Below are 25,637 nucleotides of genomic sequence, written 5' to 3'. Positions count from 1 at the left end.
CAAGGAGTACGCATGTTCGGCAAGGCAGTAGTCACAGACATGATCAACCGGAGCGCGGAGAACGAGACCGATCGCCGCCTCTTCCTCAAGTCGGCCGGTGTCGCCGGGCTCGGCGTCGTCGGTGCCGGAGCCCTCGGTGGCATGGCGCCCGCGCAGGCCGCTGGCGGCGTCAGCGACGGCGCGGTGCTCAACTTCGCCCTCAACCTCGAGTACCTGGAGGCGGAGTTCTACCAGTACGCCGCGTTCGGCAAGGGCCTCGACGACAAGCTCACCTCGGGCAAGGGCAAGAAGGGCAACGTGAAGGGCGGCCGCCAGGTCTCCTTCGCCACCCCGGCGATCCGCAAGTACGCCGAGGAGATCGCGACCGACGAGCTCGACCACGTCAACTTCCTGCGCAAGGCGCTCGGCAGCGCCAAGGTGGCGCGCCCCGCCATCAACATCCAGGAGAGCTTCACCGCCGCGGCCACCGCCGCGGGCGTGATCCAGCCCGGCCAGACCTTCGACCCGTACGCCAACGAGGACAACTTCCTCCTCGCGGCCTACATCTTCGAGGACGTGGGCGTCACGGCCTACAAGGGCGCGGCCCCGCTGATCTCCAACAAGACCTACCTCGAGGCTGCCGCCGGCATCCTGGCCGTGGAGGCCTACCACGCCGGCATCGTGCGCAGCGCGCTCTACTCGAAGGGCCTGCAGGACGCCGCCAAGGCCATCTCCAAGGCGCGTGACAGCCTCGACGGCAAGGGCACCAAGGACCAGGGCATCGGCTCCGCCGCCGGCGCCGCCAACCTCGTCCCGACCGACAAGAACGGCATCGCGTTCAGCCGCACGCCCGGCCAGGTCCTCAACGTCGTCTACCTCAACCCGAAGTCCGTCACCCGCGGTGGCTTCTTCCCGAGGGGCGTCAACGGCTCGGTCAACAAGAGCGCGTGATCGACGTGTCGGCGATCGAGATGGTCGGGCTGCTCGCCCTCGGCCTCGTGGTGCTCCGCGCCGCGTGGCTGGTCGCGCACCCGGCCGTGCACCACGCCGCCCTGCGGCCCGCCCACTGGGCGACCCAGGTCGACCGGGTCCTGCACACAGCAGAGCACCGGGCCTGACCGCCCCCGGTGGCCCGGACGTCGTCGTGACGTCCGGGCCACCCCGGAGCTCCTGAGAGGAGATCCCCATGTTCGGAATCGGACTGCCCGAGCTCGCCGTCATCGCCTTCTTCGGCGTCGTGCTCATGGGTCCGGACAAGCTCCCCGGGCTGGCCAGGCAGCTGGCCCAGGGCCTCAAGGCCGCCAAGCGCATGGGTGACTCCGTGCGCGACGACCTGCGCACCTCCCTCGGCGACGACTACGCCGACCTCGAGCTGCGGGACCTGAACCCGCGCGAGATGGTCCGTCGCCAGGTCGAGGAGATCCTCGCCGAGCGCGACGACGACGTCGACGTCGACGACGAGGACGACGACGACATCGAGGACCACCTCGACATCGCCCCCAGCACCACCCCCAGCACCCCTGCAGCATCACCCGAGAGGAAGACAGCATGACTTCCACCATCACTCCCCTGCTCATCGGCGGGCTGGGCGGCATGGAGCTGCTCATCATCCTGGCCGTCCTGGTCCTGCTCTTCGGGGCCTCCAAGCTCCCCGAGCTCGCCCGTGGCTCCGGCCAGGCGCTGAAGATCTTCAAGGCCGAGACCAAGGGCCTCATCGACAGCGACGACAAGCACGACGACAAGCACCGTGCCGCCACGACGGTCGAGCCGACCACCCAGGCCGTGTCCGATCCGATCGTGTCCGAGCCGATCGTGTCCGAGCCCGTCGTCGTCGAGACCCCGCGCCAGCACGACGCCCCGCGCGCCTGACGGGAGCAGACCGATGTCGATCGCCACTGCCGTCAACGTGCTGAGGGTCGCCCCCAGCCACCCGGGCTCGAAGCCCGGGAGCATGTCGCTGGCCGACCACCTCCGCGAGGCGAGGGCCCGGCTGATTCGCTGCGCGCTCGTCCTCGTGGTGGCGTTCTTCGTCGCGCTCCCGTTCTACGACCAGCTGCTCGACCTGGTCCTGGGCCCCTACAACCAGGCCCAGGGCCTGATCGGCGCGGACACGGTCAGCACGGCATACGTCGCCGGCGCGACGGGCCCGCTCATGCTCAACCTCAAGCTCTGCGGGACCGCCGCCGTCGTCGTGGCCAGCCCCTACTGGCTCTGGCAGGCGTGGGCCTTCGTGGTCCCCGGCCTGCTGGCGCGGGAGAAGCGCTGGTCGAAGGTCTTCGCCGCCGTCGCGGGGCCGCTCTTCATCGCCGGCGTGGCGCTCGGCTACTACGTGCTGCCGAAGGGCCTCGGCGTGCTGATCGGCTTCACCCCCGACGGCATGGAGAACCTCGTCGAGTTCGGCGACTACTTCTCCTTCTTCAGCCGGATGCTGCTGGTCTTCGGCATCGCGGTCGAGATCCCGTTCTTCCTGGTGCTGCTCAACCTGGCCGGCGTCGTCACCGGCGCCCAGCTCGGCAAGCACCGCTCGATCATCCTGATGGCCGCCGTGGTCTTCGCCGCGGTCGCGACCCCCTCCACCGACCCGTTCTCGATGCTGATGCTCGCCATCCCGATGATGGTGCTCTTCATCCTCGCCGAGGTCATCACGCGACTGATCGACCGCCGCCGGGCCAGCCGTGCGCTCGCGCAGGTCGCTCCCTGGACCGAGGACTGACATGTTCCAGACCCGGCGCTACGCCGCCCCGCCCCCGCGCCGTACGACGTCGGACGCCGCGACCGCGGTGCTCGACCTGCCCACCGCGCCTGCCGGGATCCGCGGCAGGCTCGGCCGGATGTGGCCGCTTCTCGGGCCGGCGTTCGTCACGGCCGTGGCCTACGTCGACCCCGGGAACTTCGCCACCAACATCTCGGCCGGCTCGGCCTACGGCTACCTGCTCGTGTGGGTGGTCGTGGTCAGCAACATCATGGCGATGCTCATCCAGTACCTCTCCGCCAAGGCCGGCGTCGCTACCGGGCTGAGCCTGCCGGCGCTGTGCCGGGAGCACCTCCCCCGCCGGGTCGCCAACGGGCTCTGGGGACAGGCCGAGCTCGTCGCGATCGCGACCGACCTGGCCGAGATCGTCGGCGGCGCACTCGCTCTCAAGCTGCTGTTCGACCTGCCGCTGATCGTCGGCGGCACCATCACGGCGGTCGTGTCCTTCGTGGTGCTCGGGCTCAAGGGCAAGAGCCACCGCCACTTCGAGACCGTCATCATCGGCCTCCTCGGCGTGATCCTCGTCGGCTTCGTGTACGACGTCGCGATCAGCGGTGTCGACTCGATGGCCGTCCTCGACGGCACGCTCCCCCGCTTCGCCGGGATGGACAGCGTGATGCTCGCCGCCGGGATGCTCGGCGCGACCGTGATGCCGCACGCGATCTACCTGCACAGCGCGCTCACCAGCGAGCGCCTGCACGCCCGCACCGAGCAGGAGCGGGTGACGGTCATGCGCAGCCAGCGGGTCGACGTGATCGTCGCGATGACCGTCGCCGGCCTGATGAACCTCTCGCTCCTGCTGGTCGCCGCCTCGGCCCTGTCGGGTCAGGGCATCGACACCATCGAGGGTGCCCACGCCGGGCTCGGCGACTCGCTCGGCACGGGCGCGGCGCTGCTCTTCGCCCTCGGCCTGCTGGCCTCGGGGTTCGCCTCCAGCAGCGTCGGCACGCTGTCCGGACAGGTGATCATGGAGGGCTTCATCCGCCGGCAGATCCCCGTCACCGTGCGCCGCCTCATCACGCTGCTGCCCGCGCTGGTCATCCTCGCGATCGGCGTCGACCCGACGGCCGCCCTCGTCGGCTCCCAGGTCGTGCTGTCCTTCGGCATCCCGTTCGCGCTGGTGCCGCTGGTGTGGTTCACCGCCCGCAAGGACGTGATGGGGTCGCTGGTCAACCGGAAGGTCACCACCGCTGCGGGGATCGTGGTCGCCGCAGCCATCATCGCTCTCAACGCCGTGCTGCTCGTGCAGCTGGCGAGCTGAGGCGTCTGACCCGTCGAGGGGGCGGGTCAGGCGTAGTCCTTGGCGACGTAGCGACCGTCGGGCGTGACCGGGTTGTCCTCGTTGATCGCGACCACGTTCTCGCCCGGCTCGGGCAGCTGCTCGGGGCGGTGGTCGAGGTGGACGCCGGCGATCATGCAGCGCACGGACCCGCCGGCCAGCTCGATCGTCGGGATCTCGACGGCGACGATCTCGCACGACTCCTCGATCGCCGCGACCTGCTCGGGGCGCAGCGAGCGCTTCGCGCGGGCCGACATGGCCATGACGTAGCGGCGCCTGCCCTCCGGCGTACGACCGCAGAGCTCCACAGCGTTGCCGGCGAACTCGCGGATCTGCTCCTCGGTGAGCTCGACGATCGTGCGGCCGGTGACGGCGAGCCGCTCGCGCACCTGCTCGCGCCGCGCCTCGTCGGGGATCATCCCCAGGGCGATCATCGCCACGTCGGTGCCGATGCAGGCGATGACGTTGGTGTGGTAGACCGGCACGCCGTCGGCGTCGAACGCGTCGAAGGCCATCGGCTCGTAGTTGAAGTCGGTGCAGAAGCGCTCGAGGACGGCGATGTCGGCACGGTGGCTGCGCGCGGTGTAGGCCACGCGGGACACATGGTCGAGCACCATCGCACCGGTGCCCTCGAGGAAGATGCCGTCGGGCTCGAGGCCGGAGTAGTCGACGATTGCCTGCACGCGGTACTCCGACTTGAGCATCTCCAGCACGTCGGCGCGACGCTCGTGGCGCCGGTTGGAGGCATACATCGGGTAGACCGCGACCGTGCCGCCGGCGTGGGTGGAGACCCAGTTGTTGGGGAACACGCTGTCGGGGCGGGTGTGGTCGTCGTCCTCGAACACGTGGACCCTCACGCCGACCCCGCGCAGGGCTGCCGCGAGGGCGTCCATCTCGGCCAGGGCGTGGGCCGACGTGGTGTCGTCGCTCTGACCGGCCGGGGCGTCGGCCTGGAAGGCGTTGTCCGCGGCGGTCGCGGGGTTCGGGACGAAGCTGGTCGCGCGGATCAGGATGACAGCGGAAGGGGCCTGGGCACTCACGGGAGGAATGTAGGCCCACCGAGCGCCCGGCGTCAGATCCCGACGGCCTCGGCCAGCAGGGCGGCGACCTCGGCCGGATCGTGGCCGGTCGCCGCGTCGTAGCAGCTCAGCTCGGTCTCGACCCACCCCGGCACGTCGGCGCGGCGCCACATGCCCGACGGCATCGTGCCGCGCTCGGCGGCGAAGGCGATGAGCCGCTCATTGACCTCGTCGGGCGTCCCGGGCACGTAGGCGAGGAAGGTCGGGATGTGGGGCACCTCGGGGAAGGTGCGGATGCCGTGCTCGTGGAGCGCTGCCGCGAGCTCGATGGCCCAGGCGCGGTAGTCGCCGAAGCGCGGCAGGTGCTCGCGCAGCCCGACCAGCCCACCGACGGCGGCCGCCGTCATCGAGAAGATCGTGCCGCCCATCCGCTGCCGCCACGAGCGGAGCTCGCCGGCGAGGTCCTCCGGGCACACGACGAGGGCGCCGCTCGAGGAGCCGAGGCCCTTGTAGAGCGAGACGTACATCGAGTCGACGAGGTCCGCCGCCTCGGCCAGGGTCCGGCCCCAGTGGGGCACCGACTCCCAGATCCGGGCACCGTCGGCGTGCAGCGGCACGCCGCGCTCGCGGGCGGCGGCCGACAGCGCGACCAGCTCGTCCCAGGTCGGGAGCAGGCAGCCGGCGTCGCGCAGCGGGAGCTCGACCATCGCCGCACCCAGCCGGCCTCCGATCCTGGCCAGCGACTCCGCCGTGGGTGTCTCGCGGCCCGTGGTCAGCCACTCGAGCTCCAGGCCGAGCACGCGACGGGGTCCGTCCTGCTCGTGGTGCACGAGGTGGGAGAGGTCGGGCAGCGCCACCCGGCGCGAGCCGGAGCCGTCGCACCACGCCCGCAAGGTGGCCTGCTGCGCCATCACCCCGCTCGGGAAGAACACCGCCGCAGGCTTGCCGAGCAGCTCGGCGACCTCGCCCTCGAGCTGGGCGACGGCACCGCGCTCGCCGTAGACGTCGCGCTCGATGCCGTGCTCCTCGGCGAAGTCGGCCAGGGCGCGGAACGTCTCCGCCGGCGAGGCGGGCGCCCGCCAGAAGATCGCCTCGGCGGCCGCCGACGCCTCGCGGAAGCGGACGGCGAGGTCGGTCACGGCCGGATCAGGCCTGGCGCTTGAACCAGTACGTCGTCTCGACGCCGGGCATCACCTGCACCAGCTCCCAGCCGTTGACGCCGAGCGAGGTGAGGAGGTCCTCCCACGACTCGGTGCCCTCGACGAGCGCCTCCGGGTCCGCGTTGTAGCCGCCGACCTCCACGTTGCCCTGGTCGTCGACAGTGATCTCGAGGTGTGCCCATGCAGCCATGGCGCGATCATGGCACAGCGGCCCTCACGCCCCCCTCAGCCGAGCGACCACTCGTGCAGCACCCGGCAGCCGCCCGACTCCCACCACGCGAGCTGGAGCCGGTCGAGCACCACGTCGACGGGGACGAGGTCGCCCAGCAGTGCCGCGGTCGAGGCCAGGTCGACGTCGGCCGAGGCCGCGTCCAGCGTCAGGTGCGGCCGCACGTCGTCGCCGAACTGGCCGTCGTACGGCGGCCACGCGGGGAACGCCGCCACCAGCCGGGCGGTCAGGTCGCGCAGCGGGGCGTCGGGGTCGGGGACGAGGTGGATGATCCCGCTCGCAAACTGCGCCAGCTCCTCCAGCCGGACGCGCACGGGAGGGGTCCCCGCGGCGATGGCGCCGACGGCCGCCAGCACGTCCGCCGACGGGTCGGGGTCGAACGGTCCCAGCGCCGTCACGTGGGCGTGGCCGAAGCGCGGGTCGGCCGACACGAAGCCGCCGTCGTAGTGCGCGTGGCGGGCGCGGACCCACTCCTCCAGCGCCGGCACGGGCAGCTGGAGGACGGAGTGGCCGGGCACGCGGCAAGACTCGCAGGTCAGGACCCGTTCCCGGCGCCCGGGCCTGGCCCTATTCTGGCCCGGCCATGGAGAAGTCTTCGCGCATCGCGCCCCCCTCGCCCGACGTCGCCGCGCTCGCCCACGAGCGCCTGGCCGGACTGGCCACTCCCCCGGGGGCGCTCGGTCGCGTCGGTGAGCTCGGCGCCTGGGTCGCCGCCGCGCAGGGCGAGGTGCCGCCGCGCCCGCTCGACGACGTACGCCTCGTGGTGTTCGCGGGTGACCATGGTGTCGCCGCGCACGGGGTGTCGGCCTACCCGGCTGCGATCACCGAGGCGATGGTCCGCACGATCGTCGCCGGCAAGGCCGGCGTGACCGCCCTGGCGCAGGCGCACGGAGTCTCGGTGACGGTCCTCGACGTGGCCGTCGACGCCGACCTGTCCGACCTTCCGGCCGAGGTGACCGCCCGCAAGGTCCGGCGCGGCTCCGGCGCGATCCACCTCGAGGACGCCCTGTCGCGCGAGGAGGTCGAGGCCTCGCTGGCGCTCGGCGCGACCGTGGCCGGCGAGCTCGTCGACGACGGCGCCCAGCTCCTGATGACGGGTGACCTCGGCATCGGCAACACCACGCCCGCCGCCGCGCTCGTGGCCGCCGTGCTCGGCCTGCCCGCCGACGAGGTGACCGGTCGCGGCACCGGCATCGACGACGACGGCTGGGTCCGCAAGCGCGACGTCATCGCCACCGCGCTCCAGCGGGTCGAGGGGCGCACCGACGACCCGGTCGACGGGCTGGCCGCCCTCGGCAGCGCCGACCTGGCGGCGACCGTCGGGTTCCTGGTCGAGTCCTCGCGCCGCGGCGTGCCCGTCCTCCTCGACGGCCTGATGTCGGTCGCCTGCGCCGTCGTCGCCGAGGCGATCGCCCCGGGTGCGTCCGCCTGGTGGCTCGCCGGCCATCGCTCCACCGAGCCCGCCCAGGCCCACGCGCTGAAGTCGCTCGACCTCGAGCCCCTGCTCGACGTCGGCATGCGCCTCGGCGAGGGCTCCGGCGCGGTCGCCGCGCTCCCGGTGCTGCGCTCCGGCGTCGCCGTGCTCCGCGACGTGGCCCTGCTGTCGGAGATCATGCCGTCCTGATGCCCGGCCTCGATCTCGGCCGCGAAGCGTGGCTGCTGGCCACCGGCACCCTCACCGCGTTCCGGGTCCCGATGCCCTCGCGCGTCGACCGGTCGGTGGCCGGGCTCGCGATGGCGCTCGCGCCGGTCGCCGCCCTGCCGCTCGGCGTCGTCGCGGGCCTGGTCGTGCTGGTCGGCGAGTGGATCGACCTGCCGCCCCTCGCGACGGCCTACGTCGTGGTGCTGGCGCTCGCCCTCGGCACCCGCGCCTTCCACTGGGACGGGCTCGCGGACACCGCCGACGGGCTCACCGCGTCGTACTCCCGCGAGCGCTCGCTCGAGGTGATGCGCACCGGTCCCGTCGGCCCGGCCGGCGTCGTCGCGGTCGTGCTCGTCGCGAGCCTCCAGGCCGCCGGGCTGACCGCCGTCGTCCGGCACGAGCACGGATGGCTCGCCGTGGCGCTGCTGGTCTGCGCGTCACGCGCCTGCCTGGCCGTCGCCTGCGTGCGTGGCGTCCCGGCCGCCCGGGCGGACGGACTGGGCGCGACCCACATCGGCGCCGTGCCCGTCGTGGCCGCCGTCGCCTCGCTCGTGGTGGGTGGGGTCGCGGTGGCGCTCGCGGGCGACGCGCTGGGATCCGCGTGGCCCACCCTCGCCGGACTCGTGCTGATGGTGGCCGCGGTCGTCGCGCTGCTGATGAGGTGCGTACGCCGCCTCGGCGGGATCACGGGTGACGTGCTGGGCGCCGCCGTGGAGGTCTCGTTCGCCGTCCTCGTGCTGGCCGCCGCCACGGTGTGAGGGCCGTCAGGACTTCCCTGCTCTGACAGGATCGCGTCATGCGGATCCTGGTCACGGGCGGCGTACGGTCCGGCAAGTCGACGCATGCCGAGGCGCTGCTCGGCGACGAGCCGGCCACCTACGTCGCCGCGGGTCCCTCGCCCGACGTGGAGACTGATCCCGACTGGGCCGCACGCATCGACGCGCACCGCGCGCGCCGCCCCGACTCGTGGACGACCGTGGAGTCCCGCGACCTCGCCGGTGCGATTCGCTCCGCCGAGGTGCCCGTCCTCATCGACTGCCTCGGCACGTGGCTCACCGCCGTCGTCGACGAGGCCGGCGCGTGGGAGGCGGACAACGACGTCGCGCTCGGGCTCGTGGTCGGGCGCGCGGACGAGGTGGTCGACGCCCTGCACGCGTGCGAGCAGGACGTCGTCCTGGTGACCAACGAGGTCGGCCTCGGCGTGGTGCCCGAGCACCGCTCCGGACGGCTCTTCCGCGACCTGCTCGGCACGGTCAACCAGCGCGTCGCCGCGGCCTGCGACGAGGTGCACCTCGTGGTCGCAGGCCGCGTGCTCCGCCTCTGAGCCCCTCGCCCGGTCAGCCCACCGCGAGGTAGCCGACCTGCGCGACCAGCCCGTCGTCGGGGCTGGTGCCGCCGCACGCCTGGACGCTGCCGCCACCGCAGCCGGTCATCCGGGTGCCGCCGTGGGCCAGCGTCACCTCGACCGACGCGACCTTCGTGGGCGAGAACGGCACGACCGCGACGCCGTGGCCCTGCTTGGTGGTGCGGACGTACGACGTCGAGGTGCTGCCGTCGGTCCGGTGCACCGTCACGACTGCGCGGACCGGCGTCGACCGACCGAGGTCGACCGCGACCGTGAGCCACCTGCTGCCCGCGAACGGGAGGACCTCGCCGGTCGCGCTGGTGAGGTGGTCGAGCGTCACGCGGTGCGCGGCGACCGGCTTCTTCCTCGTGAGCTGCAGCGTGGCGAGGGTGTTCGGGGCGGTCGGGTACGCCTGCGCGACGGCCTCGCCGTAGGAGTCGGCGGGGTGCTGGTTCGCGTCCGCGAAGGCGACGTACTGCTCGGGCGTCGAGGTGCCGCGGGCGGCGAGGACCTTGTCGATCGCCTGCAGCGAGAACCGGGTGTTGGTGCCCCTGGTGGTGTCGAGCGCCTCCCACACCTGGCGCACGAGGTTGGGCACGCCGGCGGTCGTGTCGTCGTACTTCTCCGTGAGGAAGCGCCAGAAGCCCCAGTTGCCGTAGGCGTTGAGGTCGAAGGTGTCGAGGCTCGTCGACGGCCCGGCGAGCGGGTAGCCGAGGTAGTCGGGGTCGCCCATCTGGCCGTAGTTGAGGAAGAACGCGTTGTCGTTGACGTCGGTGTAGAGGACGTCCTCCATCGCCGTGGCCGTGGACTCCATCAGCCAGCCGTCGTCCTCGGCGTCGTAGGCGAACTGGACGGCGTGGAAGTACTCGTGGGCGACGGTGATCTGGAGCGCCGCCGTCGGGGACAGCCACGGAGTGCTGGCGTAGTCGTTGTCGAAGCCGCAGTAGGCGTACCAGGCGCTGCCGACGACCGGGCCGTCCGCGTCGGAGCGGCAGTAGCCCAGGGCGCCGACGGAGTCGATGTCGCCGAGGTAGAAGTCCATCCGGGTGTCGCCCTCCTGCCCGGCGTCGCGCAGCGGACGCTTGAAGCCGGCCTCGGCGTAGACGTTCGCGACGTGCGCGATGGTGTCGAAGGCGGTCGCCGCGAACGCGGGCGTCGTGGCGTGCACGCCCTCCTCGACCCAGTGCAGGCAGAAGCTCGCGCTGCACTGCGTCTGCAGGTCGGCGTCGGGTCCGTAGTAGATGTCGCGCGGGTCGTCCGGATCGTCCGGCGGGGTGGTCGGGCGCGCGAGCAGGCGCTCGGCGCTCGCCCGGTCGGCGCCGCGCAGCGAGTCCTTCGCGACGAAGAGGTCGCGCATCGCGAGCGTCAGGTCGGTCCTCTCGTCGGCGGAGGCGGCCACGTCGCCGGACACGGCCGCCTCGGCCGCGGCCAGCGCGTCCTTCGCGACCTGTGCGTCGGTCGAGGTCGCCGGAGTGCTGTCGGCGTACGTCGGGGCGGCGGCGGCGACCGTCGCTCCGAGGGTCAGGGTGAGGGTGGCGGTGAGCATCGCCGCGCAGGACTTCAACAGGGGGTGGGGGTGCATGGCTGCATCTCACCAGCACCACCAGCCACGCCGCTACGGAACCAAAGTCTGTTCACCTGCCGGCATGGAGAGTTGGGGAACCGGATGCAGGTCGATCGGCCTCCATCACCCGCACCTGGTTCCCCACTACCGTCGGTGGTCAACCAACGCCGTACCGCGCGCGTCCCAGCAGCATGAGGTCGAGAGCGCTCACGGCATGCCTGGCGGTCGGGTTGCTGACGTCCTGCGCCAGCATCGCACCGATCGAGTCTGCTCCCGGACGGACGTCGTCACCCACGTCCGCGCCCAGCGCACCGGCGGCTCCCCTCGACGCGGACCTCGGGCGCCTTGCGCGTCAGTTCATGGCGTATGCCCGGGGCCAGTCCGCGAGCTTCCCGCACGCCGAGTCCGTGTCGATGGCGCTCGGCGGCACGCCGGTCAAGGCGGTCGACGACATCGTCGCGGCCCTGTCGAACCGCGAGACCTGGCGTACCTGCCCAGCTAACTGGGAGGGCTACGCGGCGGCGTCGTGCCCGATCGACCTCCTCGGCCCGATCGTGGCCGCACGCACCAACGGCTTCACCCTGGTGCTCGAGCCCGAGCTCGGCGACGTCACCTGCTCGCCCACGCGCACAGGTCCGGTGCCACCGGGTCGGCTCGTCGTGATCCGTCCCCGCCCCGAGATGCGCACCTGCGCCTCGGACTTCGCGCTGGCGCTGGTCGCGGACGACCACGGGCTGCTGCACGCCGTGGACCTCACGCTCTCCGCTCCCTGACCAGACCGGGCGGCGTGGCTCACACCAGCAGCACGAACGACCCCAGCGCCACGAGCCAGGAGACGAACGAGCCGAGCAGGAAGTACTCGGTCATCTCGTGAACCTGCTGCTGCTCGTGGCGCGAGGACAGCTCGGGGAACCGCAGCAGGCCCTTGGCTGCGACGACGACGCTCGCCGCCGTGACCTGCCCACCGAGGGCGAGGGCGAGGATGAAGACCCGCTCGAGCGGACCGAGCAGGCGACCGCCCTTGAGCTGGGTGGGCGGCAGGGAGCCGTTGGCCAGCGGGTGGATCGTGCCGGTGGACTTGAGCACGAGGCGCACGAGCACGTTGCCGGTGGAGAGCTGGATCGCGAAGGCACCGAGGAGCAGCACGAAGCGGTCGGGGTCGGCGCCGGCGAGCGCGGGCAGGGAGACCGATCCGAGCCAGCGCGCCAGCGGTCCGGACGCCTGGCCCGCGAGGCCGGAGCAGCCGATCGCCGCCACGAGCGAGACGACGAAGACCCCGAGGGGCAGCCACGCCGCCTTCTCCCCCGGGTGTCCGAAGCCCCACGTCACGGTCTGGCCCCAGAGCAGCACAAGCGCGGCGATGACCAGCATCGCCACCACGTCGCGCCCGGAGGTCATCCCGGCGAGGAGGCCCGCCACGAGCACGACGAGGGCGCCGACGCACTCGGGCAGGTGGCGCGTGCGTCGCACGGAGTGGGTCAGGTCGGCGACCGCGAAGCCGATCAGCAGGATCCCGATCCAGCTCATCCGGTGACTCTCCTCATCAGCTCGTCGGCAGCCAGCACGACCCCGATGCCGTCGGCGCGGATCCGCTGCGACACCGCCGACGGGCTGATGCCCAGCTCGTCGGCGATCTCCTGCTGCTGCCTGTCCCTCAGCAGACCATCGAGCACCGACAGCGACCGGTCCGACAGGCCGCTGACGACCTGGTCGCGCGTCATCAGGGCGGCGTTGATCGCCGCCTCGTCGGGTCCCGGCTCGTCGTCGGCGGCGACGTAGGCCGTCCGCACCGCGCGCAGGGCGGCCTTGCGCTCGTAGCCCTCGACCACCTCGATCGCGGAGCGCGCGGCCCACCAGCCGGGGCCGTCCTCGACCCGTGGCTCCTCCGAGAGCACCTGCACCCGCCCCCACCCGATCCCCTGCCGGACGTCGACGTCGGGCAGCAGGGCGAGTCGCAGCCGCAGGGTGGCGGCGACCGCGGAGCCGAGCCCGTCGAAGATGCCCTGGAACTCGTCGCCGACGCCGATCCGCAGGGGCACCGGGGGCGCGAAGTCCGCGTTGACCTCGTCGACGGCCTTGACGAAGCGGGCGTGCACCGCCGCCCGGTCCTCGCTGCGGCGCGACCCGACCAGGTCACCGATGACGGTGACTGAAGCATCAGACTTCATGTCGCGCATCTGAAGATGATACCTTCTTCTGGCTCAGATGAACACATGTTCTTCACTCCCAGAAGACGCGCTCGACCACGGCATGGGCGCGGCGGGTGGTGCGGAGGTAGTCGTTGACCATCTGGTCCGAGGACCCCTGGGGGTAGCCGAGCACGCGCGCCACGGCGGCCCGTTCCCGGGCATCGCGGGGCAGCTGGTCCGACGGCCTGCCGCGCACCAGGGTGACCGCGTTGCGCACCCGGCTCACCAGCCGCCAGGCCTCGGCGAGGGTCGCGGCGTCGTCGGGTCCGACGAGCCCGGCCTCGGCCGCGGCCGACAGGGCCGGGAGCGTCTGCGGGGTCCGCAGCCCCTCGACCGAGCCGGCGTGCCGCATCTGGAGCAGCTGGACGGTCCACTCGACGTCGGCGAGCCCACCGCGACCGAGCTTGAGATGGGTGTGGCGGTCGGCTCCGCGTGGGAGCCGCTCGTCGTCGACGCGCGCCTTGATCCGGCGCACCTCCACGACGTCGGCGGCCGAGATCCCCTTCTCCGGGAACCGCAGCGGGTCGATCAGCTCGGTGAAGCGACGCCGCAGGTCCTCGTCGCCGGCCACCGCGTCGGCGCGCAGCAGTGCCTGGAACTCCCACACGTGCGACCACTTCGCGTAGTAGGCCGCGTAGGACTCCAGGGTGCGCACCATCGGGCCGTTCTTGCCCTCCGGCCGCAGGTCGGCGTCGACCTCGAGGGGCGGGTCGCTGGCCGGCAGCGACAGTAGCCGCCGGAGCTCGGAGACGACGGCGGTCGCGAACGACGACGCGACCTGGGCCTCGACACCCTCGACCGGGTCGTGCACGAACATCACGTCGGCGTCGCTGCCGTAGGACAGCTCGAAGCCGCCGTAGCGGCCCATCGCGATCACCGCGATCCGGGTGGGTACGACGTCGAGGTCCCGCTGGCGGCGGACGGCCTCCGTGGCGATGTCGAGGGTGGCCTGCAGCGTGGCGTCGGTGAGCCGGCTCAGGCCCTGTCCGACCAGCGCGACGTCGGTGCCGGCGACCAGGTCGCCGCACGCGATGCGCAGCAGCTCGCGACGGCGGACGGCACGCACGGCCCCGACCGCGGCCTCCGCGCCCTCGGCGCGCTCGAGGAGCGCCTGCATCTCGGCGAGCGCGGCCTCGGCGCTCAGAGGCTCGAGCGACTCCCCCAGCATCTTCACGCCCTGCGGCTCGCGCTCGAGCAGGTCGGTGGCGTAGCGCGACGTGCCGAGGACGAAGGCCAGCCGCTGGGCGACCTCGCCCTCGTCGCGCAGCGTCGTGAGGTACCACGGCGTGCGCCGCAGGCTCTCGCTGATCCGGCGGAAGCCGAACAACCCGGCGTCGGGGTCGGGCGAGTCGGCGAACCACTCGAGCAGCACGGGCAGCAGCGTCCGCTGGATGTCGGAGGACCGCGACACCCCGCTCGTCAGCGCCTCGAGGTGGCGCAGCGCGGCCCGCGGGTCGGCGTACCCCAGTGCGGACAGCCGCGCCTCCGCGGCCTCCAGCGAGAGGCGCGCCTCGGTGCCGGGGAGGCGGGCGACCGCGCCGAGGAGCGGGCGGTAGAAGAGCTTCTCGTGCAGCCGGCGCACCTCGCGCCGGTGGTAGCGCCACTCCTTGTCGAGCGTGACCGCCGGCTCGGAGAGGTGTCCGAGGGAGCGACCGAGCCGCCGGAGCGAGGCCTCGTCGTCGGGGAGCACGTGGGTGCGCCGGAGCTCGTGGAGCTGGATCCGGTGCTCGAGGGTGCGGAGGAAGGCGTAGGCCTCGTGCAGCCGTTCGCCGTCGTCGCGGCCGACGTAGCCGCCGTCGGTCAGCCGCGCCAGCGCGCTCAGGGTGGCGCCCTCGCGCAGCGACGGGTCGGCGCGGCCGTGCACCATCTGCAGCAGCTGCACGGCGAACTCGACGTCACGCAGCCCGCCCGAGCCGAGCTTGAGCTGCCGCTCGGCCTCCTGCGCCGGGATGTGGTCGATGACTCGGCGGCGCATCGCCTGGACCTCGGTGACGAAGCCCTCGCGCTCGGCGGCGCTCCACACCATCGGCGCGATCATCTCGACGTAGTCGCGCCCCAGGGCCAGGTCACCGGCGACCGGGCGCGCCTTGAGCAGCGCCTGGAACTCCCAGGTCTTGGCCCACTTCTCGTAGTAGCCGCGGTGGCTCGCGAGCGTGCGGACGAGCGGACCCTGGCTGCCCTCGGGCCGCAGGTTGGCGTCGACCGGCCAGATCGTCCCCTCGCGCGTGTGGTCGGAGCAGATCCGCATCAGGTGGGAGGCCAGCTGGGTCGCCGCACGCATCGCGACGCCGTCGTCCGCGCGCTCCCCCGACCCGAGCCGGGCCGGCTCGTAGACGTAGACCACGTCGACGTCGGAGATGTAGTTGAGCTCGTGCCCGCCGCACTTGCCCATCGCGATCACGGAGAGGCGTACGGCGTGGGCGTCCGCCCCGACGCGGGCGCGGGCGATCGCCAGCGCCCCTTCCAGCGTGGCGGCCGCGAGGTCGGAGATCTCGGCCGCCGCGTCGTCCAGCCCGACGTGGTGCGCGAGGTCGCGGGCCGCGAGGCGGAGCAGGATCCGGCGGTACTCCACACGCAGCGCGTCGACGGCCTCGGCGTCGGGCAGCCCGGCGACCGGCTCGGCCGCGCGGGGATCGGCACCCACGGCGGCCAGCACCGACTCGCGCACGGCGTAGGCCGCGGCCCGGGTGGTGCCGAGGGTCGGGTCGGTCAGCTCGCGCCACTGCTCGGGGTGCCGGACGAGGTGGTGGGTCAGGGCGGCGCTGGCGCCGAGGACGCTGCACAGCCGCATGGCGGTGCCCTCGTCGTCGCTGACCTCGACGAACATCTCGGCACCCGAGCCGGGCGCCTGCTCGTCCAGCGCGTCCCCCAGCCGGAGCAGGCCCTCGAGGGCCGCGTCGGGGTCGGCCGTCGCAGCGAGCTTGTCGGTCAGTGGCCTCCCGGCGGCACCGAGCCGCTCGATCCCGCGGGCCGCTGCCGCGCCGTCGACGAAGCCGAGGCGCACGAACGAGCCCGCCGAGGTCATGCGCGCGTCCCCTCGACCATCGCCACGAAGCGCAGCACGAGCGGCGCGGCCGTCACAGGACCGGCAGCATCCGGTCCCGCTCGAAGGCGGAGACCTGGCCGCGGTACTCCTCCCACTCGGCGCGCTTGTTGCGCAGGAAGAAGTCGAAGACGTGCTCGCCGAGGGTCTCGGCGAGGAGCTCGGAGTCCTCCGCGATTCCGATGGCGTCCCAGAGACTCCTGGGCAGCGGGGTGATGCCGAGCGCCCGCCGCTCGCGCTCGGTGAGCGACCAGACGTCGTCCTCGGCCTCGCGCGGCAGCTCGTAGCCCTCCTCGATGCCCTTCATGCCGGCGGCGAGGACGACGGCGAAGGCGAGGTAGGGGTTGCACGCGGCGTCGATGGTGCGGAGCTCGACGCGGGTGGACTGGCCCTTGTTGGGCTTGTACATCGGGACGCGGACCATCGCCGAGCGGTTGTTGTGGCCCCAGCACACGCCCGACGGGGCCTCGCCGCCACCGAGGAGGCGCTTGTAGGAGTTGACCCACTGGTTGGTCACCACGCTGATCTCGCTGGCGTGGCGCAGGATGCCGGCGATGAACTGGCGGCCGGTCTTCGACAGCTGGTACTCCGCACCGGCCTCGAAGAAGGCGTTGCGGTCGCCCTCGAAGAGCGACACGTGCGTGTGCATGCCCGAGCCGGGGTGGGTGGTGAACGGCTTGGGCATGAAGGAGGCCCAGATGTCCTGGCCGAGCGCGACCTCGCGGATGACTGTGCGGAAGGTCATGATGTTGTCGGCCGTGGTGAGCGCGTCGGCGTAGCGGAGGTCGATCTCCTGCTGGCCGGGACCGCCCTCGTGGTGGCTGAACTCCACCGAGATGCCCATCGCCTCGAGCATCGTGATCGCCTCGCGGCGGAAGTCGGCGCCGCGGGACTGGGCGGTGTGGTCGAAGAAGCCGCTGCGGTCGACCGGCTGCGGCTCGTCACCCTTCCCGGGCATGTCCTTGAAGAGGTAGAACTCGATCTCGGGGTGGGTGTAGAAGGTGAAGCCCTTGTCGGCGGCCGCGCCCAGCGTGCGCTTGAGGACGTGGCGCGGGTCGGCGTAGGACGGGCTGCCGTCGGGCATCCCGATGTCGCAGAACATGCGCGCCGTGGCGGGTCCGCCGTCGGCGCCACCGCGCCACGGCAGGATCTGGAACGTCGAGGCGTCGGGGTGGGCGAGCATGTCGGCCTCGTAGACGCGGGCGAAGCCCTCGATCGCCGAGCCGTCGAAGCCGATGCCCTCGTCGAAGGCGTTCTCCAGCTCTGCGGGAGCGACGCTCACGCTCTTGAGGAAGCCCAGCACGTCGGTGAACCACAGCCGCACGAAGCGGACGTCGCGCTCCTCGAGCGCCCGGAGTACGAAGTCCTCTTGCTTGCCCATGGCACCAGCCTAGGGGTCGCTCCCGGCCGACCGCCGCCGCCTCCGCTGGTTGAGCAGCGAGCGCAGCGAGCGTGTCGGAACCCCGGGCGCTGCTAGCGTCGAACGATCAGCCGCCCGACTCGGGCCCGCCACAACGGGAAGAGGGAAGCTGCACGATGAACGACCCCCGCACGGACCTGTCCGCACCCGTCCCGCCGGACGGTTTCCTGCTCGGCCACCTCGCCGAGGAGACCCGCCGCCGGGCCGCCACCGCCCGCGCACCGGAGGCCACCACCACGGGCGCGGACCGCGACCTCCTCGACGCCCTCCGCGAGGCCGTCGACGACCTGGCACCCACGCTGCTCGCCGCCAGCCACGACCTGTCCGAGCACCCCGAGGTGTCCTTCGAGGAGCACCGGTCCGCCGCCGCGCTGGCCGATCTCGTCGAGGCGCGCGGGATCGACGTCGTCCGCGGCGCCCACGGCCTCGCGACCGGGCTGCGCGCCGAGGTGGGCGACCCGGACGGTCCCACGATCGCCGTGCTCTCGGAGTACGACGCCCTGCCGGGCATCGGCCACGGCTGCGGCCACAACGTCATCGCCACCGCCGGCCTGGGCGCGTTCCTGGCCCTCGCGTCCGTGGGCGAGCGACTGCCGGGCCGCGTCGTCTGGCTCGGTACGCCGGCCGAGGAGGGTGGTGGCGGCAAGGAGCTGATGGCCGCGGAGGGCGCCTTCGACGGCGTCGACGCGGCGCTGATGGTGCACCCCTTCACCTACGACATCGCCGACCCGCTGTTCCTCGGCCGGCGACAGCTGCGCGCGACCTTCACCGGAGTGACGTCGCACGCCTCGGCCCAGCCGTTCATGGGCCGCAACGCGCTCGACGCGGTCAACCTGATGTACACCGGCGTCGGGCTGCACCGCCAGCAGATGCCGGCCACCGACCGCGTGCACGGCGTCGTCACCGCCGGCGGCGAGCGTCCCAACGTCATCCCGGAGCACGCCGAGATGCTGTTCTACCTGCGCAGCGAGCTCCCCGAGAGCCTGGCTGTGCTGAGCGACCGGCTCGCCGACATCGCCCGCGGCGCCGCACTGATGACCGGCTGCGGCGTCGAGCTCACGTGGGACGAGGCGCCGCCCTACCTGCCCGTGCGTGGCAACGGTCCGCTGGCAGCCGCCTGGACGTCGCGCTACGGGGAGCGGGGGCGCACCGTCCTGCCGCCCGACGTCGTGCCTCGGATGTTCGCCGGCTCCACCGACTTCGGCAACGTGTCCTACCGGGTGCCGGGCGTGCACGCGATGGTCAAGATCACCGACGACGACCTGTCGCTGCACACCCGCGAGTTCGCCGACGCCGCGGTCTCGCAGGAGGCCGACCGGGTCGTGGTCGACGCGGCGTGGGCGCTCGCCGCCGTCAGCGCCGACTGGCTCAGCGACCCGGACCTCCGCCGGGCCGCCGCCGACGACTTCGAGGACGCCGGCGGCGCCGTCGACGTCCCGTCCTACTTCGGGGAGGGCTGACGCATGGCCGCCGAGAGCGCCACCGCGACCCGCACCGACCGGATCCTCGCCGCCGTCGAGCGCGTCGGCAACCGCCTGCCTGACCCGTTCCTGCTGTTCCTCGGGCTCTTCCTGCTCGTCGGGGTGGTCTCGACCCTCCTCCAGCTCCTCGGGACGTCGGTGACGATCCCGGGCTCCGACGAGGAGACCGCCGTGCGCGGCCTCTTCACCGGGGAGGGTTTGGCCTGGCTGACGGTCAACCTCGGGCCCAACTTCATCGGCTTCCCGCCGCTGGTCACCGTCGTCACGATCCTGCTCGCGGTGACCGTGGCCGAGCGCACCGGGCTGCTCGCCGCCGCCATCCGGGCGAGCCTCGGAGCGGCGCCGCGCTGGCTGCTGCCGTACGCCGTGGGCTTCGTCGGCGTGAACGCCTCGGTGATGGCCGACGCCGCCTTCATCGTCGTACCCCCGCTGGCGGCGATGGTGTTCAAGGCGGCCGGGCGCCATCCGCTGGCCGGCCTCGTCGGTGGGTTCGCCGCCGTCGGCGCGGGCTACTCGACGTCGATGCTGGTCACCAGCCTCGACGCCCTCTTCTCCGGCATCACCAACTCGGTGACGGGCGGCCTGCCCGACCCGGGCGCCACGGTGACTCCGGTGTCGAACCTGTGGTTCAACATGGCCTCCTCGATCGTGCTCGCGCTCGTTGCGGGGTTCGTCATCGACAAGCTGGTCGAACCGCGCCTGGTGCGCGAGGGCGCGCCGGTCGTCATGGTGGAGGCCGAGGCGGACGTCGCCGCCGACGCCACGACCGAGGCGGACGACGACGTGGCGCCGGCCCTGCGCGCCGCCCCGACCGACCTCTCCCCCGAGCTCGAACCGGCGGAACGACGAGGGCTGAGGGCCGCCGGCATCACGTTCGCGCTGCTGGCGGTCGTCATCGTCGCGGCGGTCCTGCCCGGTGGCTCGCCGTGGCGCAACGAGGACGGCAACTTCCTGCCGGAGTCGGCGCTGCTCGACTCGACGGTCTTCATCGTGTTCGCGCTGTTCCTCGGACCGGCGCTCGCCTACGGCTTCGTCAGCGGGTCGCTGCGGCACGCCGCCGACGTACCCAAGGTGATGGGCCTCGGGATCAAGGACATGGCCGCCTTCATCGTGCTGGCGTTCATGCTCGGCCAGTTCATCGCGCTCTTCAACTGGAGCAACGTGGGCTCGGCGCTCGCCGTGGCCGGCGCGGACGGGCTGGAGTCGATCGGGCTGACCGGCTATCCCGCGATCATCGGCTTCATCCTGCTCGCGTCGGTGCTCAACCTGTTCATCGTGAGCGGGTCGTCGATGTGGACGCTGATGGGCGCGGTGTTCGTGCCGCTGTTCGCCCTGCTGGGCTACGAGCCCGGATTCGTCCAGGCCGCCTTCCGCGTCGGCGACTCCGCGACCCAGGTCATCACCCCGATGAACCCCTACATCTGGATCTTCCTGGTGATGGTGAAGCGCTACGAGCCCGAGGCGGGGCTCGGCACCGTGATCTCGCGGATGCTGCCGTTCGTCGTGCCGTTCTGGATCTCGTGGGTCGCGGTGCTGACCGTGTTCTACCTGACCGGCGCAGACGTCGGCCCCGGCGTGGGGATCCGCCTCTAGCCGGGCCGGGAGGCCGAGCAGGAGGCGGCCACACCGGGGCCGGACGGTCGTGCGGGACGTCGCTCAGTAGCAGATGTTGACGTCCTGCGAGCCGAGGACGCCGTCCTCGACCTCGCGCATCGGGTGGAGCCAGCTCTGCGTCTCCGGGACGAAGGCGATGCTTCCCGGCACCCGGCCGTGGACGCCGTCGACCTCGACCTCCTCGACGACGAGCGGGACCGTCACGTCGGGACGGCGCACGCCCTCCCAGCAGGCCGAGGCCTTCTTCCGCGTCACGGCCTCCTCGAGGGTGACCGGGTCGCCCTGGAGCTTGCCGTTGTAGCGCCACGCGACGGTCGTGAGGTAGCCGGTCTGGCCCTCCCACGGCGCGCGGACGGTGACCGACAGGCCCCACGTCTTGCGGGTGGCGACGGTGAAGCGGACCTGGCCGTCGCGGACCTTCTTCGTCCTCGACGACCAGGGCTTCACGTCGGTGTGGCGGGTCTGGAGGGCGTTGGCGAGCTGGATCTCGCAGCCGTCGCAGTCGTCCACGGTGAAGGTGAGCGTGGTGCGCGTGGCGCCCCCGGGCTGGGCCGCGGACCGGTCAGGTGTCGCGGTGGCGGCGGCCGGCACGAGCGCGGCCGTGAGGACGGCGGCGGTCAGGACGGACCTGGCCAGGATGGTGGTGCTGCGGAAGGTCATGTCTCTCTCCCCGTAGGTGATCTGTCACCCACTGGACGCACCTTCGTCCGGGAGGGTTGCATCTGCTTCCGGGCTGCCCTCATCCCTCGGCCGGGGGCTCGCAGAAGTCGATGTCCTGCTCGCCCATGACGCCGTTCCAGACCCGGCGCATCGGCGCCAGCCACTCGGGCGTCGTACGCGCCCAGGCCAGGGTGCCGGGCACCTTGCCGGGGGCCACCCCGTCCACGCGGACCTTGCGGGTGCGGATCGTCATGTCGAAGGACTCCTCGGTGGTGCCACCCCAGCAGGCGGTGGCCCGGCGCTCGGTGCGCGCGTCGCGGTAGCCGATGACGTCGCCGGGCTGGGTCCCCGCGTAGCGCATCGCGACGACCGTGACGTAGCCGAGGCGGCGCTCCCACGGCGCCGTGAGGCTCAGCGACAGCCCGGCCGTGCGGTCGGTCGGCACCTGGAACGTCGCCACCCCGTCGACGACCTCGACCTCCTTCGACTCCCAGACGTCCTCGTAGTCGGACGTCAGGGCGGAGTGCGCGGTGATCTCGCACCCCTCGCAGCCGGCGGCGTGGATCGTCAACGTGGTCTTCGCAGCGGCCAGGTCGACCGACCGGTCGACGGTCGGCGCCGGTGCGGCCAGCGCCGGTGCGGCGGTCGGGACGAGGAGGAGGGCGAGCAGTGCTCCCGAGAGCAGGCGTGAGGTCATGGTGTGCGTCTTCCTGTGAGGGTGGGTCCTTCCTACCCCCGGTAGACGCACCGAGCCCGCACCGGCGTTGCGCGGGTCGCGCGGCGTCCTCAGTCCTCGCCCAGGGTGTTGCGCTCGAGCTCGGCGAGGGTGGGCCGACCCTGGTTGCAGAAGACCTCGAGGTCGACGGAGTTGCGACCGTCGCTGAAGACCGCGTCGACGTCGTCGTCGGGACCCTTCTCCCAGCTGACCACCCGCCACCCGTTGGCCCGGTCGGGGCGGACGCCCACGCCGTAGGCCCAGGTGTCGCGGCACTCCACCTCGAAGGCGCCCCACTCACCGGTGATCGCGTCGGCGACGGCCGGGCCCTCGGGGCTCGGCACCGACGTGGAGCCGGCGGTGGTGTCGCGCGCGACCTCGTCACCGACCGGTCCCCGGTCCCGGATGGTGGCGCCGACCGTCGAGATGGCGAGGACGCCGACCACCACGGCCACAGCCGTGGTGGCCACCCACAGGCCGACGAGCAGCATCCGACGTCTCACCGGGCCATCGTGCCCGTTGCGACCTCAGTGCGAGGTGAGGCGATGGTTAAGGGAGCGCTAAGGGGCACGGCAGGCGTGGCACCGGACGGTACGGTCACCGCGTGGCCGAGGTGCTGATCATCGAGGACGACGACCGGATCCGGCCGTTGCTGGTCCGTGGCCTGCGCGAGGCCGGGCACACGGTCACCTCGGCCCCCACCGGGATGGGTGGGCTGCAGCTCGCCGTCGACTCCTCCCCCGACCTGGTCGTGCTCGACCTCGGTCTCCCCGACGTCGACGGCACCCAGGTGCTGTCCATGCTCCGCGCGGTCAGCCAGGTCCCCGTGATCATCGCGAGCGCGCGCGCCGACGACCCGTCGCTGGTCGGCGCCCTCGACGCCGGCGCCGACGACTACGTCGTGAAGCCGTTCACCAGCGCCCAGCTCGACGCGCGGGTGCGGGCGGTGCTGCGGCGCGCCGCGTCCGGTCGCGAGGGACCGAGGACCCTGACCGTCGGCGGGCTGTCGGTCGACCTGGCCGGTCGGCGCGTGCACCTCGACGGCGCCGAGGTCGAGCTCACGCCGCGCGAGTTCGACCTGCTCGCCCACCTCGCCGAGCGTCCGGGCGAGGTCGTCACCAAGCGCGACCTGCTCGTCGAGGTCTGGCGCCAGCCGTGGGGCGGATCCGACAAGACCGTCGACGTCCACCTGTCCTGGCTGCGCCGCAAGCTCGGCGAGACCGCCGCCGACCCGCGCTACCTGACCACCGTCCGCGGGGTCGGCGTACGCCTCACGGCTCCGGACCTTCCCTCGCCGCAGGACGGCTGAGGTGCGCCGCAGCCTCCTGATCACCGCCGCGGCGGCGATCTCGATGGTGCTGCTGGCCATGCTCGTGCCGATGGCCATCCTGGTCCGCAGCTATGCGTTGGAGGACCGGCTGGCGCGGGCCGCGCTCGAGGTGCAGGCGGTCGAGACGGTCGTGTCGCGCTCGGACGACAAGGGCTCGGTGGCGCAGTACGTCGACAAGCTCAACGACGAGGAGCGCCACACCCAGGTCACCGTGCTCTTCCCCGACGGCATCGGGGTGGGCCCCGACGAGGGCGAGGACTGGAGGGTCCTCGACGCCCGCAACACCGGGCGCGCCCGGGTCGACGACGTGGGGGGCGGGTCGCAGATCCTGGTGCCCGTGTCGCGCGGCGGGAACTCCGCGCTCCCCTCCGCGACCCCGGTCATCCGGGTGGTCGTCGACGAGCCCGGGATCGACTCGGTCGTCGGCGCCGCGTGGGCCCTGCTCGCCCTGCTGGCGATCGCCCTGCTCGCCGGGTCGCTGATCGTCGTCGACCGGCTCGGGCGCTCGTTCGTGCAGCCGATCCGGCAGCTGGCCGAGCACACGCAGTCCCTGGGCAGCACCGGCACCATCGAGCCGGTCGCCGCGGTCCACGGCCCCGCGGAGGTGCAGGAGCTGGGCGGCGCCATCGACCGCCTGGTGGGTCGCATCCAGCTGCTCCTGGCCCGCGAGCGCGAGAGCGTGGCGGACCTCTCCCACCGCCTGCGCACCCCCGTCACCGCGCTCCGTCTCCGCGTCGAGACGGTGGCCGACGACGACCTGCGCGAGCGGCTCGGCGCCGACCTCGACTCCCTCCAGGCCACCGTCGACGAGATCGTCCGCGAGGCCCGGCGCTCCGAGCGCGAGGGCCTCGACCCGCGCACCGACGCGGTCGCCGTCATCGCCGAGCGCGTACGCCACTGGGAGGCGCTCGCCGAGGACCAGGGCCGCACCTACGAGGTCGACCTCGCGACCTCCGGGCCGCTGCTGCGCGCCAGCAGTGCCGACCTGGAGGCCATGGTGGACGTCCTCCTGGACAACGTCTTCTCCCACACCCCCGACGACGCCGGCGTACGCATCACGCTGACCTCCGCCGACGAAGGCGTCGACCTGGTCGTCGAGGACGCCGGGCCCGGGCTGCCCGCCGGTCTCGACGCCACCGGGCGGGGCGAGAGCGGCGCCGGCTCGACCGGGCTCGGGCTCTCGATCGCCGCTCGCACCGCGCAGGACTCCGGCGGCTCCCTCACGACCGGCACCTCGGACATGGGAGGAGCCCGGGTCGCCGTCTCCCTGAGGACGGTCTGACCCGGGCTCCTGCCCGTGCGCAGAGGTGGATCAGGCCACGGAGACCTTCACCGAGCACGAGCCGGCACCAGCCGGGGTCACCGTGAGCTTGAAGGTGTCCTTGCCACGCAGGTTCTTGCGGAAGGTGTCGAGGTCGAGCTCGCCCTCGTCGTCGGCGGTGATGGTGCGCGAGACGGCGACCTTGCCGTTGTGGCGCACGGCGACCTTCCACTCGCTGTAGGCGCGGGCGCCCTCGATGTCGGCGTCGACGTCGTAGCCGCCGCGCTCACGGTCGACGTTGAGCTCGAACGTCGCGCCGGCGCAGGTGCCGCGCTTCTCGACGTCCGCGCTGGCCGGCGAGGACACCAGGACGGCCGTGCCGGTCGCGGCGGTGGCGACGAGGGTGGTGGTGGCGATGAGCTTCTTCATGGGATCTCCTCTGTGGGTGCTGCTGCGGGGATGGGGCTGGGATGGGGCTGGGATGGGGCTGGGTGGCTCAGGAGCCGAGGGTGGCCGTGCAGGGCTCGCCCTCGGCGGGCGTGAAGGTGACGGCGTAGGTCGCGTCCCCGGGGTTGCCGGAGCTGTAGGCGTCGACGTCGATCTCGCCGTCCTCGTCGGTCGTGCGGGTGCCCGACAGCAACGAGGCGTCGTCGCGGGACAGGTCGACCTGCCACTCCTCGCCCGGGCCGCTCGACTGCAGCTCGGCGCTGACCTCGGTGCCGCCGTCCTCGCCCTCCGCGCTGAGCTCCCACGTCGCGCCGCCGCAGGTGCCGCGCTCGGTGGTCTGGGCCTCGACCTGGCTGTCGATCGCCCACCAGCTGCCTGCTCCGATGACGACCGCCGCCGCGGCGACGCCGCCGATGACTGCCTTCTTCACGATTCCTCCTCGGTGTCCGACGCCGGGTGCGGCGTCATGACAGGAGGTTCGTCGGAGCGCGGCTAACCCCGCTCCAGC

28 protein-coding genes are annotated in these 25,637 nt (G+C 72.6%); 14 read left to right on the top strand and 14 right to left on the bottom strand.

Annotated elements, in window-relative coordinates; all coding sequences use genetic code 11:
- Positions 1-39 precede the first annotated feature (39 nt).
- The 6 genes from BLV76_RS15895 (at position 40) to BLV76_RS15875 (ending at position 3,992) form a co-directional block, all read left to right on the top strand.
- Entirely contained in the window at positions 40-930 is an 891-nt protein-coding gene (locus tag BLV76_RS15895) for a ferritin-like domain-containing protein (protein WP_245734703.1), read from the top strand.
- Positions 927-1,097: a hypothetical protein gene (locus tag BLV76_RS22635; protein ID WP_175539700.1), complete on the top strand. Its 171-nt coding sequence runs from the start codon at positions 927-929 to the stop codon at positions 1,095-1,097. Before BLV76_RS15895 ends, BLV76_RS22635 begins: the two co-directional genes overlap by 4 nt.
- A gap of 68 nt (positions 1,098-1,165) precedes the next feature.
- Complete coding sequence (locus tag BLV76_RS15890) at positions 1,166-1,531, top strand: twin-arginine translocase TatA/TatE family subunit (protein ID WP_090970144.1); 366 nt, start codon at positions 1,166-1,168, stop codon at positions 1,529-1,531.
- The gene (gene tatA, locus BLV76_RS23365; protein ID WP_090970141.1) at positions 1,528-1,848 is read left to right on the top strand and encodes a twin-arginine translocase TatA/TatE family subunit; all 321 of its coding nucleotides are present in this window, start codon (positions 1,528-1,530) and stop codon (positions 1,846-1,848) included. Before BLV76_RS15890 ends, tatA begins: the two co-directional genes overlap by 4 nt.
- Before the next feature lie 13 nt (positions 1,849-1,861).
- Positions 1,862-2,692, top strand: a complete 831-nt coding sequence (gene tatC / locus BLV76_RS15880) for a twin-arginine translocase subunit TatC (protein WP_090970139.1) — start codon at positions 1,862-1,864, stop codon at positions 2,690-2,692.
- Between the two features lie 118 nt (positions 2,693-2,810).
- The gene (locus BLV76_RS15875) at positions 2,811-3,992 is read left to right on the top strand and encodes an Nramp family divalent metal transporter (protein WP_217630496.1); all 1,182 of its coding nucleotides are present in this window, start codon (positions 2,811-2,813) and stop codon (positions 3,990-3,992) included.
- 26 nt (positions 3,993-4,018) lie between these two features.
- Here BLV76_RS15875 and ctlX read toward each other — a convergent pair whose 3' ends face one another.
- Genes ctlX through BLV76_RS15855 form a run of 4 tightly spaced genes read right to left on the bottom strand, consistent with a single transcriptional unit; the run spans position 4,019 to position 6,936 of the window.
- On the bottom strand, positions 4,019-5,050 hold the full coding sequence (gene ctlX, locus BLV76_RS15870) for a citrulline utilization hydrolase CtlX (RefSeq protein WP_090970136.1): 1,032 nt from the start codon (positions 5,048-5,050) through the stop codon (positions 4,019-4,021).
- A gap of 32 nt (positions 5,051-5,082) precedes the next feature.
- Positions 5,083-6,168 (bottom strand): threonine aldolase family protein, encoded by a 1,086-nt coding sequence (locus tag BLV76_RS15865; RefSeq protein ID WP_090970134.1) that lies wholly within the window; start codon positions 6,166-6,168, stop codon positions 5,083-5,085.
- A gap of 7 nt (positions 6,169-6,175) precedes the next feature.
- Positions 6,176-6,379, bottom strand: a complete 204-nt coding sequence (locus tag BLV76_RS15860; protein ID WP_090970132.1) for a hypothetical protein — start codon at positions 6,377-6,379, stop codon at positions 6,176-6,178.
- A gap of 35 nt (positions 6,380-6,414) precedes the next feature.
- Positions 6,415-6,936: a 2'-5' RNA ligase family protein gene (locus tag BLV76_RS15855; RefSeq protein WP_245734702.1), complete on the bottom strand. Its 522-nt coding sequence runs from the start codon at positions 6,934-6,936 to the stop codon at positions 6,415-6,417.
- A gap of 65 nt (positions 6,937-7,001) precedes the next feature.
- Between BLV76_RS15855 and cobT the strand changes: the two genes are divergently transcribed.
- Genes cobT through cobU form a run of 3 tightly spaced genes read left to right on the top strand, consistent with a single transcriptional unit; the run spans position 7,002 to position 9,384 of the window.
- Positions 7,002-8,042: a nicotinate-nucleotide--dimethylbenzimidazole phosphoribosyltransferase gene (gene cobT, locus BLV76_RS15850; RefSeq protein ID WP_090970128.1), complete on the top strand. Its 1,041-nt coding sequence runs from the start codon at positions 7,002-7,004 to the stop codon at positions 8,040-8,042.
- Positions 8,042-8,818, top strand: coding sequence for an adenosylcobinamide-GDP ribazoletransferase (locus tag BLV76_RS15845; protein WP_090970126.1), 777 nt, complete (start codon positions 8,042-8,044; stop codon positions 8,816-8,818). The genes cobT and BLV76_RS15845 overlap by 1 nt, the downstream gene beginning before the upstream one ends.
- A gap of 38 nt (positions 8,819-8,856) precedes the next feature.
- Positions 8,857-9,384, top strand: a complete 528-nt coding sequence (cobU, locus tag BLV76_RS15840; protein WP_090970124.1) for a bifunctional adenosylcobinamide kinase/adenosylcobinamide-phosphate guanylyltransferase — start codon at positions 8,857-8,859, stop codon at positions 9,382-9,384.
- Between the two features lie 13 nt (positions 9,385-9,397).
- On the opposite strand, the gene BLV76_RS15835 is transcribed toward cobU, so the two are convergent.
- Entirely contained in the window at positions 9,398-10,987 is a 1,590-nt protein-coding gene (locus tag BLV76_RS15835) for an MXAN_6640 family putative metalloprotease (protein WP_139306597.1), read from the bottom strand.
- A gap of 341 nt (positions 10,988-11,328) precedes the next feature.
- Between BLV76_RS15835 and BLV76_RS15830 the strand changes: the two genes are divergently transcribed.
- Positions 11,329-11,742, top strand: a complete 414-nt coding sequence (locus BLV76_RS15830) for a hypothetical protein (RefSeq protein ID WP_090970120.1) — start codon at positions 11,329-11,331, stop codon at positions 11,740-11,742.
- Positions 11,743-11,761: 19 nt separating this feature from the next.
- On the opposite strand, the gene BLV76_RS15825 is transcribed toward BLV76_RS15830, so the two are convergent.
- The 4 genes from BLV76_RS15825 to BLV76_RS15810 are packed head-to-tail and all read right to left on the bottom strand — an operon-like array spanning position 11,762 to position 17,582.
- On the bottom strand, positions 11,762-12,496 hold the full coding sequence (locus tag BLV76_RS15825; RefSeq protein ID WP_090970118.1) for a hypothetical protein: 735 nt from the start codon (positions 12,494-12,496) through the stop codon (positions 11,762-11,764).
- Positions 12,493-13,146, bottom strand: coding sequence for a SatD family protein (locus BLV76_RS15820; RefSeq protein WP_245734701.1), 654 nt, complete (start codon positions 13,144-13,146; stop codon positions 12,493-12,495). Before BLV76_RS15820 ends, BLV76_RS15825 begins: the two co-directional genes overlap by 4 nt.
- A 43-nt stretch (positions 13,147-13,189) precedes the next feature.
- Entirely contained in the window at positions 13,190-16,183 is a 2,994-nt protein-coding gene (locus BLV76_RS15815; protein WP_090970116.1) for a bifunctional [glutamine synthetase] adenylyltransferase/[glutamine synthetase]-adenylyl-L-tyrosine phosphorylase, read from the bottom strand.
- Between the two features lie 52 nt (positions 16,184-16,235).
- Positions 16,236-17,582, bottom strand: coding sequence for a glutamine synthetase family protein (locus BLV76_RS15810; RefSeq protein WP_090970114.1), 1,347 nt, complete (start codon positions 17,580-17,582; stop codon positions 16,236-16,238).
- A gap of 155 nt (positions 17,583-17,737) precedes the next feature.
- On the opposite strand from BLV76_RS15810, the gene BLV76_RS15805 reads away from it, so the two are divergent.
- Both BLV76_RS15805 and BLV76_RS15800 read left to right on the top strand, forming a co-directional pair.
- A complete protein-coding gene (locus BLV76_RS15805) occupies positions 17,738-19,081 on the top strand; it encodes a M20 family metallopeptidase (protein WP_245734700.1) in 1,344 nt (447 codons plus the stop codon).
- Positions 19,082-19,084: 3 nt separating this feature from the next.
- Entirely contained in the window at positions 19,085-20,695 is a 1,611-nt protein-coding gene (locus tag BLV76_RS15800) for an AbgT family transporter (RefSeq protein WP_090970112.1), read from the top strand.
- A gap of 63 nt (positions 20,696-20,758) precedes the next feature.
- Here the strand turns inward: BLV76_RS15800 and BLV76_RS15795 are convergent, their stop codons facing one another.
- The 3 genes from BLV76_RS15795 to BLV76_RS15785 all read right to left on the bottom strand — a co-directional run bounded on the left by BLV76_RS15795 (position 20,759) and on the right by BLV76_RS15785 (position 22,594).
- Positions 20,759-21,376 carry a hypothetical protein gene (locus tag BLV76_RS15795; protein WP_090970110.1) on the bottom strand — a complete coding sequence of 206 codons (618 nt, stop codon included), beginning with the start codon at positions 21,374-21,376 and terminating at the stop codon, positions 20,759-20,761.
- A gap of 79 nt (positions 21,377-21,455) precedes the next feature.
- On the bottom strand, positions 21,456-22,073 hold the full coding sequence (locus BLV76_RS15790) for a hypothetical protein (protein ID WP_090970108.1): 618 nt from the start codon (positions 22,071-22,073) through the stop codon (positions 21,456-21,458).
- Between the two features lie 89 nt (positions 22,074-22,162).
- Complete coding sequence (locus BLV76_RS15785) at positions 22,163-22,594, bottom strand: hypothetical protein (RefSeq protein ID WP_139306596.1); 432 nt, start codon at positions 22,592-22,594, stop codon at positions 22,163-22,165.
- Between the two features lie 101 nt (positions 22,595-22,695).
- Between BLV76_RS15785 and BLV76_RS15780 the strand changes: the two genes are divergently transcribed.
- A complete protein-coding gene (locus tag BLV76_RS15780) occupies positions 22,696-23,400 on the top strand; it encodes a response regulator transcription factor (RefSeq protein WP_090970106.1) in 705 nt (234 codons plus the stop codon).
- A 1-nt stretch (position 23,401) separates the two neighbouring features.
- Positions 23,402-24,703, top strand: coding sequence for a sensor histidine kinase (locus BLV76_RS15775; protein ID WP_090970104.1), 1,302 nt, complete (start codon positions 23,402-23,404; stop codon positions 24,701-24,703).
- A gap of 30 nt (positions 24,704-24,733) precedes the next feature.
- Here BLV76_RS15775 and BLV76_RS15770 read toward each other — a convergent pair whose 3' ends face one another.
- Together BLV76_RS15770 and BLV76_RS15765 are read right to left on the bottom strand one after the other, a co-directional pair.
- Positions 24,734-25,111, bottom strand: a complete 378-nt coding sequence (locus BLV76_RS15770) for a hypothetical protein (protein ID WP_090970102.1) — start codon at positions 25,109-25,111, stop codon at positions 24,734-24,736.
- Between the two features lie 67 nt (positions 25,112-25,178).
- Entirely contained in the window at positions 25,179-25,559 is a 381-nt protein-coding gene (locus tag BLV76_RS15765; RefSeq protein ID WP_090970100.1) for a hypothetical protein, read from the bottom strand.
- Positions 25,560-25,637 lie beyond the last annotated feature (78 nt).

The organism is Nocardioides exalbidus (genome assembly GCF_900105585.1).
GTDB lineage: Bacteria > Actinomycetota > Actinomycetes > Propionibacteriales > Nocardioidaceae > Nocardioides > Nocardioides exalbidus.
The sequence above is the reverse complement of the archived record's forward strand: the minus strand, read 5'-3'. Positions and strand labels throughout refer to the sequence as shown.

Coding starts and splice junctions, on each gene's coding strand:
- BLV76_RS15895 (WP_245734703.1), top strand. CDS start 40: ATGATCAACCGGAGCGCGGAGAACGAGACCGATCGCCGCCTCTTCCTC.
- BLV76_RS15890 (WP_090970144.1), top strand. CDS start 1,166: ATGTTCGGAATCGGACTGCCCGAGCTCGCCGTCATCGCCTTCTTCGGC.
- tatA (WP_090970141.1), top strand. CDS start 1,528: ATGACTTCCACCATCACTCCCCTGCTCATCGGCGGGCTGGGCGGCATG.
- tatC (WP_090970139.1), top strand. CDS start 1,862: ATGTCGATCGCCACTGCCGTCAACGTGCTGAGGGTCGCCCCCAGCCAC.
- BLV76_RS15875 (WP_217630496.1), top strand. CDS start 2,811: ATGTGGCCGCTTCTCGGGCCGGCGTTCGTCACGGCCGTGGCCTACGTC.
- BLV76_RS15860 (WP_090970132.1), bottom strand. CDS start 6,379: ATGGCTGCATGGGCACACCTCGAGATCACTGTCGACGACCAGGGCAAC.
- cobT (WP_090970128.1), top strand. CDS start 7,002: ATGGAGAAGTCTTCGCGCATCGCGCCCCCCTCGCCCGACGTCGCCGCG.
- BLV76_RS15845 (WP_090970126.1), top strand. CDS start 8,042: ATGCCCGGCCTCGATCTCGGCCGCGAAGCGTGGCTGCTGGCCACCGGC.
- cobU (WP_090970124.1), top strand. CDS start 8,857: ATGCGGATCCTGGTCACGGGCGGCGTACGGTCCGGCAAGTCGACGCAT.
- BLV76_RS15835 (WP_139306597.1), bottom strand. CDS start 10,987: ATGCACCCCCACCCCCTGTTGAAGTCCTGCGCGGCGATGCTCACCGCC.
- BLV76_RS15830 (WP_090970120.1), top strand. CDS start 11,329: ATGGCGTATGCCCGGGGCCAGTCCGCGAGCTTCCCGCACGCCGAGTCC.
- BLV76_RS15825 (WP_090970118.1), bottom strand. CDS start 12,496: ATGAGCTGGATCGGGATCCTGCTGATCGGCTTCGCGGTCGCCGACCTG.
- BLV76_RS15820 (WP_245734701.1), bottom strand. CDS start 13,146: ATGCGCGACATGAAGTCTGATGCTTCAGTCACCGTCATCGGTGACCTG.
- BLV76_RS15815 (WP_090970116.1), bottom strand. CDS start 16,183: ATGACCTCGGCGGGCTCGTTCGTGCGCCTCGGCTTCGTCGACGGCGCG.
- BLV76_RS15810 (WP_090970114.1), bottom strand. CDS start 17,582: ATGGGCAAGCAAGAGGACTTCGTACTCCGGGCGCTCGAGGAGCGCGAC.
- BLV76_RS15805 (WP_245734700.1), top strand. CDS start 17,738: ATGAACGACCCCCGCACGGACCTGTCCGCACCCGTCCCGCCGGACGGT.
- BLV76_RS15800 (WP_090970112.1), top strand. CDS start 19,085: ATGGCCGCCGAGAGCGCCACCGCGACCCGCACCGACCGGATCCTCGCC.
- BLV76_RS15795 (WP_090970110.1), bottom strand. CDS start 21,376: ATGACCTTCCGCAGCACCACCATCCTGGCCAGGTCCGTCCTGACCGCC.
- BLV76_RS15790 (WP_090970108.1), bottom strand. CDS start 22,073: ATGACCTCACGCCTGCTCTCGGGAGCACTGCTCGCCCTCCTCCTCGTC.
- BLV76_RS15770 (WP_090970102.1), bottom strand. CDS start 25,111: ATGAAGAAGCTCATCGCCACCACCACCCTCGTCGCCACCGCCGCGACC.